General features: G+C 36.8%; 13 protein-coding genes. 4 read left to right on the top strand and 9 right to left on the bottom strand.

The annotated features are described in order from the left end of the window. Positions 1-93, top strand: a 93-nt coding sequence (locus ACQKIH_RS19260) for an IS3 family transposase (RefSeq protein ID WP_486387656.1), incomplete at its 5' end; no start/stop codon positions are given. Positions 94-203: 110 nt separating this feature from the next. Here ACQKIH_RS19260 and ACQKIH_RS19255 read toward each other — a convergent pair. From ACQKIH_RS19255 to kynU, 3 genes are all read right to left on the bottom strand, one after another. Next, positions 204-1,892, bottom strand: coding sequence for a methyl-accepting chemotaxis protein (locus tag ACQKIH_RS19255; protein ID WP_427768298.1), 1,689 nt, complete (start codon positions 1,890-1,892; stop codon positions 204-206). Between the two features lie 221 nt (positions 1,893-2,113). After that, complete coding sequence (locus ACQKIH_RS19250) at positions 2,114-3,505, bottom strand: amino acid permease (RefSeq protein WP_427768297.1); 1,392 nt, start codon at positions 3,503-3,505, stop codon at positions 2,114-2,116. Between the two features lie 30 nt (positions 3,506-3,535). After that, positions 3,536-4,828 (bottom strand): kynureninase, encoded by a 1,293-nt coding sequence (gene kynU / locus ACQKIH_RS19245; protein WP_427768296.1) that lies wholly within the window; start codon positions 4,826-4,828, stop codon positions 3,536-3,538. A gap of 372 nt (positions 4,829-5,200) precedes the next feature. Between kynU and ACQKIH_RS19240 the strand changes: the two genes are divergently transcribed. Beyond that, positions 5,201-5,830 (top strand): TetR/AcrR family transcriptional regulator, encoded by a 630-nt coding sequence (locus ACQKIH_RS19240; RefSeq protein WP_427768295.1) that lies wholly within the window; start codon positions 5,201-5,203, stop codon positions 5,828-5,830. A 116-nt stretch (positions 5,831-5,946) separates the two neighbouring features. On the opposite strand, the gene ACQKIH_RS19235 is transcribed toward ACQKIH_RS19240, so the two are convergent. Together ACQKIH_RS19235 and ACQKIH_RS19230 are read right to left on the bottom strand one after the other, a co-directional pair. After that, a complete protein-coding gene (locus ACQKIH_RS19235) occupies positions 5,947-6,435 on the bottom strand; it encodes a metal-dependent hydrolase (RefSeq protein ID WP_427768294.1) in 489 nt (162 codons plus the stop codon). Between the two features lie 331 nt (positions 6,436-6,766). Next, complete coding sequence (locus ACQKIH_RS19230) at positions 6,767-7,270, bottom strand: DinB family protein (protein ID WP_427768293.1); 504 nt, start codon at positions 7,268-7,270, stop codon at positions 6,767-6,769. Between the two features lie 197 nt (positions 7,271-7,467). On the opposite strand from ACQKIH_RS19230, the gene ACQKIH_RS19225 reads away from it, so the two are divergent. Beyond that, positions 7,468-7,980 carry a MepB family protein gene (locus tag ACQKIH_RS19225; protein ID WP_427768292.1) on the top strand — a complete coding sequence of 171 codons (513 nt, stop codon included), beginning with the start codon at positions 7,468-7,470 and terminating at the stop codon, positions 7,978-7,980. A 94-nt stretch (positions 7,981-8,074) separates the two neighbouring features. On the opposite strand, the gene ACQKIH_RS19220 is transcribed toward ACQKIH_RS19225, so the two are convergent. Then, the gene (locus ACQKIH_RS19220; protein ID WP_427768291.1) at positions 8,075-9,775 is read right to left on the bottom strand and encodes a methyl-accepting chemotaxis protein; all 1,701 of its coding nucleotides are present in this window, start codon (positions 9,773-9,775) and stop codon (positions 8,075-8,077) included. 407 nt (positions 9,776-10,182) lie between these two features. On the opposite strand from ACQKIH_RS19220, the gene ACQKIH_RS19215 reads away from it, so the two are divergent. After that, positions 10,183-10,584: a YuzC family spore coat inner layer protein gene (locus ACQKIH_RS19215; RefSeq protein ID WP_427768290.1), complete on the top strand. Its 402-nt coding sequence runs from the start codon at positions 10,183-10,185 to the stop codon at positions 10,582-10,584. A 185-nt stretch (positions 10,585-10,769) separates the two neighbouring features. Here ACQKIH_RS19215 and ACQKIH_RS19210 read toward each other — a convergent pair whose 3' ends face one another. From ACQKIH_RS19210 to ACQKIH_RS19200, 3 genes are read right to left on the bottom strand one after another with little or no spacing between them, the layout of a single operon-like run. Continuing rightward, on the bottom strand, positions 10,770-12,080 hold the full coding sequence (locus ACQKIH_RS19210; protein WP_427768289.1) for a serine hydrolase: 1,311 nt from the start codon (positions 12,078-12,080) through the stop codon (positions 10,770-10,772). Between the two features lie 47 nt (positions 12,081-12,127). Then, positions 12,128-12,430 (bottom strand): hypothetical protein, encoded by a 303-nt coding sequence (locus tag ACQKIH_RS19205; protein WP_427768288.1) that lies wholly within the window; start codon positions 12,428-12,430, stop codon positions 12,128-12,130. A gap of 2 nt (positions 12,431-12,432) precedes the next feature. Next, positions 12,433-12,663, bottom strand: coding sequence for a helix-turn-helix transcriptional regulator (locus ACQKIH_RS19200; protein WP_427768287.1), 231 nt, complete (start codon positions 12,661-12,663; stop codon positions 12,433-12,435). Positions 12,664-12,891 lie beyond the last annotated feature (228 nt).

The following is a 12,891-nucleotide window of genomic DNA, read 5'->3' as shown; positions in this document are numbered from 1 at the left end:
GTCAATGACTATATAAAGTATTATAACTATATCCGAATACAAGCGAAATTAAACAACCAGTCGCCGGTTCAATACCGACAACTGGTTGGATAAATACTTTTTTGACCTCTGTCTTATATACGGGGGTCAGTCCCAATGTCGGGTTGATCTTTTATTTTTACCTTGCTTCAACAGAAATTCTATCCTTCTATACGTGGCGGATTTTATACGTTAAACTTATTTATTTCACCCTTTACCAACAGCGCCTCTTCACTTAAACTTTTCGCCACGGCACTCAATTCTTGAATCGTTGCTGCTTGTTCTTCTACAGTAGCAGTAATGTCTTCCGATTGTTTGGCGATTGTATTTGCTGATGCTGACATTTCATTGACAGATGCAGCCACCTCTTCTGTACTTGCTGAAATTTGTTGTGTAGACGCAGAAACATCTTCAATTTGGTCTGTCATTTCTTCAATTGCACCTACAATATGATCAAAAGCCGTTTGCGCATTTTGAATAAATTGGACCCCTTCATTTACATTGAGTACCGTTACCTGCACGGCCTTTTCAACGTCTTTCGTATTGTGCTGAATGTTCGCGATTAACTCGACAATTTGATAAGCAGAGCTCTTTGATTGTTCCGCTAACTTACGAACCTCATCAGCTACTACCGCAAAACCTTTTCCATGCTCACCTGCTCGTGCTGCTTCGATTGCTGCATTGAGCGCCAGAAGATTCGTTTGTTCTGTAATGTCTGTAATAACTTTTGTAATGGTAACAATTTCAACGGATTGGACACTTAGTTGTTGAATGCGCTCGCTTGTCTCTTGAGAAGAATGTTGAATAATCTTCATTTGATTTTCAGCAGTGTGTAACGTTTTTTCTCCCTCATGCGCAATGGATTGTGTATCAACAGCTTTCGTATGTAGTAATTGTGTGGCTTCTGCAATACGTTGGACACCATGCGCCGTTTCATCCATCGCAATCGAACTTTCACGCCCTGTTGCAGCAGCTTGGTTATCACTCGTTGCCATTAATTCTACACGTTTTGCAATGTCACGGGAAGTGAGTGATATCCCTTCCGTACTTGCTGCTAATTCTTCCGTAGCTGATGTTGTATGCTCTAGATTTGCTGCCACACTATGAATAAATTTCTGTAAATTCGCCTTCATCAAATTAAATGACCCAGCCAAATTTTTAATTTCATCATTTGTTTTGACTTCGATATCTTTCTGACGTAAATCGCCTTTTGCAATGATCTCCGCCGCAGCAGCCAGTTTATTGATTGGTACAATAATCGAGCGCGCGAATAAAATGCCCACAATGATACAAGTAACTAAAATAATAGCAAATATTAATAAAAACGAATTTTTATTATCATTAATAAGATTTTCAACATTTTCTAAAGAGTTTTGCATCTCTACAATACTCTTTTGCTGGAAAACCGTTACTTTTTCATTAATTTCGATGGACGTCGTATCAAATTCTAACATGATTTGATTGCCTCGCTCTGGACCCACTTCAATATAACTGTTCGCCATCTTTTGTCCTGTCGCATAGTACGCATCAAAAGCTATTAGTATTTCTTCTAACTTTTCCTTATCTTGTGGATGCAGGATTTGAAGTTCATTCAAATTGTTTTTAAAAATTTGACTGTACTCCTCCGCTAGTTCAAAGCCATCATCTAAACCGTTTTGAGCACGCGTTGCACTAATATCTGTTAAATATTGTTGCACTTGGACTACCGCTAATTTCATCTCATCCGCTAATAACGTAGCTTGAAGCGTTTCTTCTTTCATAAGTTGAATATGTGCAAGTAGTGATTTTGAATTTTGTTGTTGCAAAAAGCCCATCAAAATGACGAGGCATATGATTAAACCGAAAGCTACAATACTTCTTACTTTAATAGTCATGGCATTCACTCCTCGTCTCTCTCTAAGTAGATTATATCTCTCACTAAACCATACACGCACATAGAATGATTTAAAAGGGGTAAATTAGTACTTTTTCCAACATCTTATGTACAATACAAAAAAATCCTGTATAGCGGTTCATACATACTACCACCATACAGGGTTTATTATGTTCAATTGTCCCCAGCAATCTCACCGTCAAAATGCATCTCTTTCTTCCACTAGTTCACCTTTTTTGCGTTAACTCTCTTCCAAATAAAGTAACAGACTGAGATAAAGATCAGCCAAGGGAAGCCAAGTGTTAATGTGGCTTTAAAGTCAGGTGAAAACCACGTGGATAAAACAACCGATGCTAGGAGAACCGCCCCGAGTATCGTTAAATAAGGGAATCCAATCATTCTTACTGGTAATTTACGTCCATTCGTTGAATTCCATTTCCGTCTGAAAAATAGATGTGTTACAAAAATCATAAACCAAGCAAACATGGCGCCAAAGCTAGAAAGTGAAATCATTAATGCGAAAGCTGAATCTGGTTTTACTACTGTGAAAATCGTTGCAAAGACAATCCCAATAACAGAAGTAAATAGTGCAATTGATGGAACTGATTTTTTGTTTAGCTTTCCAAGTATTTTCGGCGCAAAGCCACCACGAGACAATGAGAACATCATACGTGTTGAAATATATAATTGACTATTCATAGCTGAAAGTGCCGCCACAAGAACTACGAAATTCATAATGGCTGCTGCGCCTGGAATATTAACAATTTCCATAACTTTAACAAATGGGCTTTTATCAACCCCAGCAGCACCCCAAGGAACAATCATTAACATTAGGGATAGCGTTAACAGATAAAATAGCACGAGACGGACAACTGCTGAACGAAGCGCAATTGGAACTGCCTTTTCTGGATCCTTTGCTTCTCCCGCACTAACCGCAATCATTTCAATACTTAAGTAACTAAATAGCGAAATAAATACAGCAATCCACATTCCCCACATTCCATTCGGGAAGAACCCACCATCATTCGTATAATTTTGGATACCAATCTCCGATGAGCTATCCGCACCAACAACTACATACACGGCCAAAATGATAAAACCAGTAATCGCAACAATCTTGATGAACGAAAACCAATATTCAACAGCACCAAACATCTTAACGCTTGTCAGGTTGACATACATTAAAATCGCTGCGAATATTACAATCCACACAATTGCGGGAACTGTTGGAAACCAATATTTCATATATACCGCAACAGCTGTGACTTCGGTTCCGATTGCACAAACTAAACTAAACCAGTAAGAATAGCGAACGGTAAAACCTGCCCATGGGTTAATATAACGTTCTGCATACGCCCCAAACGAACCTGTAACAGGATGAGCCACCGTCATTTCTGCCAGACAGCCCATTAATAGTAGTGCAATTAATGCACCAATGGCATAACTGACTATAACACTCGGACCCGCCAAACCAATTGCCAAGCCACTTCCTAAAAATAACCCTGTTCCGATTGCACCACCAATAGCAATCATCGTCAATTGTCCTGTCGTTAAACTACGATGTAACCCTTTCTCCCGTTCGATAATATCCTGAAAGCTATTGTCATTTTTCATAACGAACTCCTCCTTCAGTTCTTGATTAGTTTATGAGACAACATTGCGTTTCTTATCAAATTTTTCGTAGTGCTTTTCCGTTACGATGTGCTTGAGTATTTGGACCGTTTTCCACACTTCCTCATAAGAAGTGTAAAATGCGACCGGCGAAAGACGGATAATATTCGGTGGTCTGAAATCTGGAATAATTCTATTTTCCACCAAAGACTTGCATATTCTTACAGCTTCATCATGCTCGAGACAAATATGTCCACCGCGCCTTGCATCTTCACTAGGATTCCCGATTGAAAAACCTAATCCTGATAACTCTTGATTGATTAAATCTGTCATGTACTGTGTAATATGCAGTGATTTTTGACGTACTTTTTCGATACCTACTTCAGCGAATATTTCTAACGAACCAATGATTGGTGCTAAACTTAGGACGTGAGGTGTTCCCGACTGGAGAGCTCCAGCCGATTCTTCTACATCTAAAATATGCTCCATATCAAACTGTTTATCTTTTTTGGAGCTGTACCATCCCGCTAAACCAGGTTGTATGCCAAAATGTTTTTTATTCATATACATGCCCGCTACCGATCCCGGTCCACCGTTCAAATATTTATAATTGCACCAAACGGCAAAATCAACTCCCCAGTCACTAAAGGAGTGTGGAACCGCTCCGATAGAATGACATGCATCAAAACCAATACATATTCCTCGAGCATGCGCTTCAGTAGTCAGACGCTGAATATCTAATAACTGTCCACTTCTATACAACACTGTGGGCAGGAAAATTAACGCCACTTCATCTGTCATTGCCGCGATAATATCTTCTTCTAAAATAACTTTTCCATCTCGACTTTTCACCTGTACTAAATGCTCTGCTGGGTCATATCCTTTCAATTTCAATTGACTTTGTAGTGCATATATATCCGATGGAAAGGTCAACTCATCCGCAAGAATTTTCGTCCGGTTTCCTACTGGCTTGTAAAAGGTTGAAATGAGTTGATGAATATTCGACGTAGTGGAACCGCTTACAATTACTTCTTCACTTAAAGCTCCTACAAGTGGCGCACACATTTCTCCCAGCTTTTCAGACAAGAAAAACCATGGATAACTTCCTTTTGTCCAGCCTTCAATCGCATACGTTTTCCATGATTCTATCAGCTCGGTTACTTTCACCTCTGCACGTTTAGACATAAGCCCTAATGAGTTTCCATCAAGATAAATAACGCCTGGTTGCAAATAAAATTCCTCACGATATGGATAAAACTTGTCTTCCAAATCTTGTTGTTGTGCATTTTCTCGTGTGAACAAGCATAATTCTTTACTCAAAAACATCGCCTCCGTTTCATTATTTATAACATTCTGAATATAGACCTGCTCTATTATAATACTGACATCGCGTCAATATGTTTAAAAAAATATATTTTTCCAAATTTTTTATTTGAGAAACAACCATTGTTTCTAAGATTTAGTTGAGCTACTATAAATCTATCTATCATTTTAAAATATTGAATATTCACACAACTATTCATCCATTTGTTTTTATATACAAAGCTTTTTTACCGTTAATTGTAGCGAAAATCAAACTAGTTCAGGCTTTATGGTACATTGTTCTATTGCGGAATTATTTCGAATACATCAAAAATAGAAAAGCAAAAACGGCGCTTTTCCCTTTGAGATACTTGTACATCAGGAGGTATTACTCGAATGAAAAATGAAGAGAAAATAACGGATGGAAGAAGTTTACGTTCTATAATGACTCGCCAGAAACTACTCGATGCAGCTCGTGAATTATTCTATGAAGTAGGATTTGAAAAAACGACAATCTCACAAATTATTAAACGAGCGAAAACAGGTTACGGTACTGCCTATGTACACTTCAAGGGCAAAGATGATATTTTAATTATGTTAATGGAAAATGTAATGCAGGAGTTTTTAGAGATGGCCGAAACCCCCTTTTTTCCCACAACAAAAGATGAAGCAAAACAGCTTATACTTAAACAAGTTTTCGCTTTTCTAAATATGGCTAAATCTAACGAAAAAATAATGAAGGTTTTTTCAGATGCTATCGGTCTATCCCAGTCCGTCAATAGCAAGTGGAAAGAAATTCGACAAGCCAATATCCACTTCATCACAAAAGATATCACCTATGCACAAAATATCGGATTAGCTCGAACAGATTTAAAAGCTGAATTAGTCGCAAAATCTTGGTTTTATACAAATGAAAATTATCAATGGGACATCATTCAAAATGTAACAACATCTCCACTAGAGGATATTGCTTGGACCATCACTACTATGTATGTCGATGGACTTTATCTTGATCTTGAGCACTAGCTAAAACTTAATCATTCTTCACTAGCTGCGGCAGGTTTATTGTTTCTTAAATGGTAGGTTTCATGAATATCCTTAAAACCCCTGCATGAAATCGTACTCATGCAGGGGTTATTTTTTTACGTAATGTTCACGATATCAATAATCATTTCATAGCCAAAATACAGTGATAGCATACATAGCCCGGCAAAGATAAACTTCTCCACTTTGCCACCTGTTTTAATCGTGAGTGGGAATCGTACTTTTATATTGATTGGGAAAAATAACTTAATTCCCTGCCTCGTCCCCATATCAAGAATCAAATGGCTGACCATTCCTAATAGTAGACCTATTGTGAATGCCTTGTACGGTATAAAAGTATTCATGAGCATCGCTATACAAAATAAAAAGAGCAAACTATGCGTGAAGGACCGATGCCCAAATAGCTTATTGACTATTTTTGAACTGATGGGAAACGTCCTCCCAATTTTACTCCCGCCGTGGCATATATCCGGCAACAACGCACCGACAATACCTGCGCCTACCAATACGAGCGGATTATCATTTGAAATTTGTGCAAAAGCCAGACTTGCTGTGATGCCGCCTACGATGTGTGTGTTCCCTAGCATAAGTCCATAATTCTCCTTGCCTGTTGATAAATTCTACTAATTAAATTTAACACAATTCCCACAAAAAGAGAACGTAGATTCCGAACGTACGTTCATATCCAGTGAGATTTCTTTAACTCAAAGTACCTTCCTTACTATCAATTTAAGATGGTAACCGAAAAAAATACAACATACCTTTAAAAATGCATTCCCCCCACGTTCTAGGCGAAATTGACACTTAATTAGTGTATTGTTGTATGTCTAATCGTTCGAATTGTAGAAATTTTTTAATGCGATAATTTTAGTAATGCCTGGACCCTTCATTCTATGAATAAGCACCATACGAAATTCTTCAAAAAAGGCCCTTTATCTCTTTTATTTGCTCGATGTGCCGTTGTTCATGTAAATAGATTTGTTCAATCCATTGATCAAGTGATAATTCCCCAAGCGCAGGGTGCTTCACTGATTTTTTCGCCAATATCGATTTGTCTTCTACCGTACTAAGTAATGTCATTAAATTTTTTCTTGAATCGTTAAGTAACGTCATTATTTGCTGTATTTCAAAGGAATCTACATCGGGTTCAACGATTTTTGGGGCTATCAATTTCTTCGTTCTATCGAGTATGAGTAGCTCTATTTTCTTACGCTCTACTTGCGTAACTTCACCCGCTTTTAATCCCCATGTAATCGCTTTTAGAGTCGCCTCTTCCACCAAAACTAAGTGATGGCAAATTTGTGCGATACTCCAGCTATCCTCATCAAGCTTCCAATTAAATTGATCATTACTTAATAAAGTAATCTCATTTACTAGTTGATTTCTTGTATCTGTCAAATTGTCATTTCCAATTTTACTCATGTTATTTCTCCCATCTTTAGTAAGAGTGTACAAAGATATACTCTTCACAATATATTCTTTACAATGAAAAGTATTCTACTGAGCTTTCTTCCATATTAGCAAATTATCATTCCAAATTAATCAGCCTTTGACGAAATTTTAAAAATCACCTATTCTATTCAATAAGGTTACCGACATTAAATAGAAGGAGCTTTAGGATGAATAATTTTTCTCACACATTAACCTACATAAATGAAGTTTTTTATAAGCCCAATTTCCTCACTGTACAGGATTCTCGAGAAGAAAAGCAGAATTCAGAATATGGCGCTGGGGTATTTAAGCTGAATTGTAAATCTGTTCGATTTAGAGTTGCTAAAATCACGCCTACCAAAATTGGGCAGTTTGTTGCCTTTTGGGAGAAAGATGCAGCGAATAAAAACCAAGCCTTTTCAGAAGAAAGCGCTCCGGATTTATTGGTAATCAATACGTTTACTCATGATCAGCAATCTTTCGGGCAATTTGTTTTTCCAAAAGAAGTGCTTGTAAAACACAATATCCTTAAAACAGCCACTACAAAAGGAAAAATGGCCATTCGAGTTTACCCGAGTTGGGATACGCCCACTAGCAAGCAAGCGATTGCAACTCAAAAATGGCAACTGCCATATTTTGTCGTGGTTGAGCCTTCCAACAGTTTAAATGTAAAAAAGCTGGTAGGGCTTTATACTAGCTAATATTAGTTAGGGCTAAAAAAAGCACTACACATCTTTCGGTTCGTCATCATTACGATACCCGTCGACATGTAGTGCTTATTATAATTGATCTAATTTATATTCTAAATTGTTGTACCATTTCTTGTAGCTCCGAAGATAACTGTCCTAGTTCATAGGCAGATTTCGAAATTTCATCCATCGTTGCATTTTGCTCTTCTGCAGCGGCAGCAACGGTTTGTGCCTGATCAGACGAACTCTCTGATAAATTAGAAACTTCGTTTAATTGACCTTTAATACTATTTGTATTCGCACTTAGCTGTTCAATAATGGCCGAAATATTTTCCGTTTGTGAGGATACATTACCAATCATCGAAGAAATTCCATGGAAATTTTCTTCTGAATTTTTCACAAGCGCAATCCCATCCGTGACATTATTCGTAGATTTTTCCATCGCATTGACCGCTTCCGTTACTTCCTTTTGAACCGATACAATGACCTCACGAATTTGATTAGCTGCTACGGAAGAATCTTCAGCTAATTTCCGCACCTCATCCGCTACAACCGCAAAGCCTTTTCCGTATTCACCAGCTCTTGCTGCCTCAATTGCTGCGTTTAATGCCAGTAAGTTTGTTTGATTAGCAATTGTTGTAATAAGCCCTACTATTTGACTGATTTCTGTTGATTTCTCTCCTAATGATTGGATGATTTTCGACGTTGCATCAGAAGTATTTTGGATATTCTTCATTTGTTCCATCGCTTGATCCATCATAGATGCCCCAACAGATGTATATTCCTTTGTAGATATCGCTAAATCAAATACGGACTGAACAGACGAAGTAGCATGATCCATCCCTGTCACCATTTCTGAAATCGCCTCGTTGCTCGTTCTTGCGCCCATTACTTGTTGATCTGCCCCTTCTGAAACATTTACCATTGCAACAGTTATTTGATTTGTTGCTTTAGTCGTTTCTTCCGCACTCGCAGATAGCTCTTCAGAAGTTGCGGCAATCGTTTGTATATGCGCTTGTAACCCGCCAATTAAGCCCTTCAGATTAGCTAGCATACTATTAAAATCTGTCGCTAATTGACCGATTTCATCTTGATTATTGATTGTTACTGGTTCAATAGCCAAATTACCATCCGCTAATTGCTTCACTTGACTGGAAAGCAATTCAACCGGATTTTTAATAACCCGAATAAAGAATATGATAATACCAATCGTTAATACAAAGGCAAAAATACTTCCTCCCAGTAGAAAAATAACTGTTCGCTTAAATTCAGACATTCCCTCATTGTGAATGTTTTCTGATTGTTGATCTAATAAAACAAGCAGGTCATCCATATTTTTCTGCATTTTTTCAAATAAGGGCTCTACTTCGTAATATGCCAGTGTCGCTTGATCCGCTTGACCCGCATTGTTTAAACGAATCACCTCATTATTCTTTTCGACTAGATCCGCCCAGTTCGATTTAAACATTTCAAAATCGGCTTTTCCCTGTTCCGATACCACATAAACCTCGTACGATTTCAAAGATTCGTCTATTTGCTTTTCAATCGCCTCAATCTCTTCAGTGTATTTTTCTTTATATGGCTGATCTTCAGATAATAAATTCTTTTGCGTATTTATAAACATGTGATCCGTTTGAGCATTTATTTTATTTAGCAATCCTATTTCTGGAATAATATCATTGTTTAATGTCGTTGTATTTGAATTCAACGTAAAGGCACTTCTAACTGATAGTACGCTCATCAAAATTATTACGAGCATAATAATCGAAAATGATATTCCAACTTTTTTTCCTATTGTCCACTTCATAACATTTCCCCCTAAGTATGTGAAAAGAACTAAAATTAATTTCTTATTACTTTTTGTATATCGACAAGTAATAACAGTTGTTTAATATTTAATAGTGACTTTTTTACTACCATATTATTAGGTTAATTATATAAAAAATGGATTTTTATCAAAAACTACTTCTCATTAACATCAAATTATAATAAATGCGAGATTCATGGATATTCATGTACCTCGCACCCTTTTCTTATTGAATTAATTTCGCGATCAATTTAAATAATCATATTTAACATTTTAATACGACTAAAAGAAACGTATGCTCTGTTTTCTCCCCGATTTGTTTATGCACCAGGTAACCTATCCATAAATACACCGAAAATCATAACAATTCATAAGATAAGATATTAGCTTCAATAGGAGGAATTCAATTGTATTATAGTTATCATCCTTATTATGTTAATGCACAACATTATCCATTGTGGATGGCGGTAAATCAACCTTCTCCCGCGCCACCCCCTAAACAAATAGCCATGCCAACAAATAACAACCCATTTCCACCAGTAAATACGAAAAGGCTGAAAATTTCAGCTAAAAGTATGCACTCCATTATGCAACAGGCTCAATTGCTTACAGATAAAATTGGCGCTTCAGAGCAATTTTCACATGACCTCATGGATGCTGCGCAGCTATCAAATAAAACAGAAGTAGATCGTTTAATTACCTCGATCGGCATCACGATTAAATTCGAAACAAAATTCACACCTAGCGGAATTGAAGTTCGTTTTTATGAAATTGCATGTTGTGGACTAACGGTCAATTTAGACTGGTAATCATGAACGAGAGACCGGGAAAACGTGGAGCTGAGTTCTTTCTAGATGGTACCCAGTTAGAAAGAAGATCTATTACGCCTTGGCTTTTCCTGATAAACAAAAAAAGATTTCCCTCATTCAAAGAAAGCAATGGGGAAATCTTTTCGTCTTTACACCTTGTACAGTTCGTTGATTTATTGTGTGTATCATGATTCAGAAAGTTCTTTCAGGACTTTTAGACGGTAATCTTCACTGCCAAGTAATCTTGATTCAAAGGAATTCATATTATATCTGAGCATTTGTGCTTGCCAGAAGTTCAAGTCATCATTCAAAATTACAATTTCGATTTTATTGCCATTGTGATTTTCTGCATACATCGCATCGTTCAATACAAATGCGGTCGATCCCCCTTTTGCACCCAGATGGACAAAGCGCTCATGATTCGATTCGTTATTTTGCATTGGCCATTCTAGTAAATCCCTCGCGATAAGTGACGCTCCTCCTGGAAGTTCGTCATTCGAAATAATTGCTAACAATTTCCCGTAATCATTTGCTGATCCACCTACGAGGCGATCCGACCATACTCTTTGTAGTTTCATAGACAGATCAAACGTTAGATCTGCAAAGCTAATGCTTCCCTCTCTCATTTGATTACTTAATTGTTCCGCAGTAGAACGATACGTTTTCATCGGCATTTCTTTAAGATTTTCAATTAACTGCTTCTCTTTCATCAAAGCATTTTCTTCCGTTTTCGGGATTAAAAGTGCACTGCCAATCGGATAGACTTTTTCATGCTGTGTTAGACCTAAGATCCTTGCTCGCTCATTGATATTTTCTATGCCCAGTACATGGATAAGGTAATCTGTATTGGCATTGGAACTAAAAGTAATCATTCCTTTTGCAACGTCATGCAACGTAACGACATTGTTTTTAACTTCTCCTTCGCTGTCCATCGCTTTCAACCATTCTTCATGTCCGTTGCCATCCGAATTTTTATAATATAAACGGTTTAAAACGTCTAGCGACACGGTGCTATCTTTAGAAAGTATGCCTGCATCGACTTGCATTGCGTATTCAACAGCAATTAGCATTTTCACTGTACTTGCTAATGGCCTGACTACATCCGATTGATAAGTAATTAATTGCACATCATTTTCCGCGATATAAAGGGAAGTTGTTTTTGGATTGTCCTTCAAATGGTTCAAAACATAATTAGGATTATCTCGGCCAATGGTATATCCTAAAATCCCAACAACTAGAATAAGAGAACCATAAATTAGCAATCGTTTCTTCGTATACGTTTTTTTATCGAATATAATCATGGCAATAAAACCAACGATTAGTGCAAGAAAATAATTGACACTAAAAACTAACACCGCAATGATGATTCCGAGCACAATCACTACCGTTATGATTACCTTTTTAATTTCCTCATTAGATCTGTTCTCTTTTTTGAGTAACGGCAAGAGTGTAAGAAAAATAATTCCCAACAACCCAATCCATGCGTAAATATTCATACAGCAGCCCCTTTCAAGTTTTTATCCTATGAAGAAAAACGGTCATTTTAATATTGCCTTTTTAATACGCTTAAGATGATTACTTGAAGAATCATTAATCCTGTTAGTAAATACCAAATGGCTAACTTGTATGCATCATAACTCAGCGTACCAATATAACGGTCAAATAACTCAATTAAAAACCACCCCAAAGGCATTAAAGGAAAAACCATACCGTACGATTTACTTGAAATACTTTTTCCGCGCTCATCTTTATTCTCTTCACTCCATTCAAATTTTAATGAAATAAAAACGGCAATAAAGAAAATTAATACATAAATAAGAGACAAACTCCCTATAAAAATGGCCATACTTAATTTTCCTCCTCTACTTCATATTGAAATACTTCGTGTAAATCCACGCCAAACATGAGCGAAATATCAAACGCTAATTTTAAGGACGGATTGTATCTGTTTTTTTCAAGTGAAATGATTGTCTGTCTACTCACCCCTAATTTATCTGCCATCTCTCTTTGGGATAAGCCCCTTTCAGCCCTTAACACAACAATTCTATTTTGAATTTTTCTTTCGCTACTTAATGACACGCTCAATCACTCCCAATAAATGTAATGTAACATATTTTTTACCATAAGTAAAAAATATGTTACATTACATTTTGAATTATTTTACAAATAACAGCATATCGTTATCTGCTCATGGACTCGGGTCAATTATTATCAATATGCTTTTACTGCCAATAATCATTTTTTATAAAAACTCTTATATGAAAAAGGGCAATGTTACGTACGAATTTTTTTTAAATATACAGTTGT

The organism is Solibacillus cecembensis, from assembly GCF_050272495.1.
GTDB classification, from domain to species: Bacteria; Bacillota; Bacilli; order Bacillales_A; family Planococcaceae; genus Solibacillus; species Solibacillus cecembensis.
The sequence above is the reverse complement of the archived record's forward strand: the minus strand, read 5'-3'. Positions and strand labels throughout refer to the sequence as shown.

Excerpts from the sequence above, each read along its gene's own strand:
- ACQKIH_RS19255 (WP_427768298.1), bottom strand. The coding sequence starts at position 1,892 with ATGACTATTAAAGTAAGAAGTATTGTAGCTTTCGGTTTAATCATATGC.
- ACQKIH_RS19250 (WP_427768297.1), bottom strand. The coding sequence starts at position 3,505 with ATGAAAAATGACAATAGCTTTCAGGATATTATCGAACGGGAGAAAGGG.
- kynU (WP_427768296.1), bottom strand. The coding sequence starts at position 4,828 with ATGTTTTTGAGTAAAGAATTATGCTTGTTCACACGAGAAAATGCACAA.
- ACQKIH_RS19240 (WP_427768295.1), top strand. The coding sequence starts at position 5,201 with ATGAAAAATGAAGAGAAAATAACGGATGGAAGAAGTTTACGTTCTATA.
- ACQKIH_RS19235 (WP_427768294.1), bottom strand. The coding sequence starts at position 6,435 with ATGCTAGGGAACACACACATCGTAGGCGGCATCACAGCAAGTCTGGCT.
- ACQKIH_RS19230 (WP_427768293.1), bottom strand. The coding sequence starts at position 7,270 with ATGAGTAAAATTGGAAATGACAATTTGACAGATACAAGAAATCAACTA.
- ACQKIH_RS19225 (WP_427768292.1), top strand. The coding sequence starts at position 7,468 with ATGAATAATTTTTCTCACACATTAACCTACATAAATGAAGTTTTTTAT.
- ACQKIH_RS19220 (WP_427768291.1), bottom strand. The coding sequence starts at position 9,775 with ATGAAGTGGACAATAGGAAAAAAAGTTGGAATATCATTTTCGATTATT.
- ACQKIH_RS19210 (WP_427768289.1), bottom strand. The coding sequence starts at position 12,080 with ATGAATATTTACGCATGGATTGGGTTGTTGGGAATTATTTTTCTTACA.
- ACQKIH_RS19205 (WP_427768288.1), bottom strand. The coding sequence starts at position 12,430 with ATGGCCATTTTTATAGGGAGTTTGTCTCTTATTTATGTATTAATTTTC.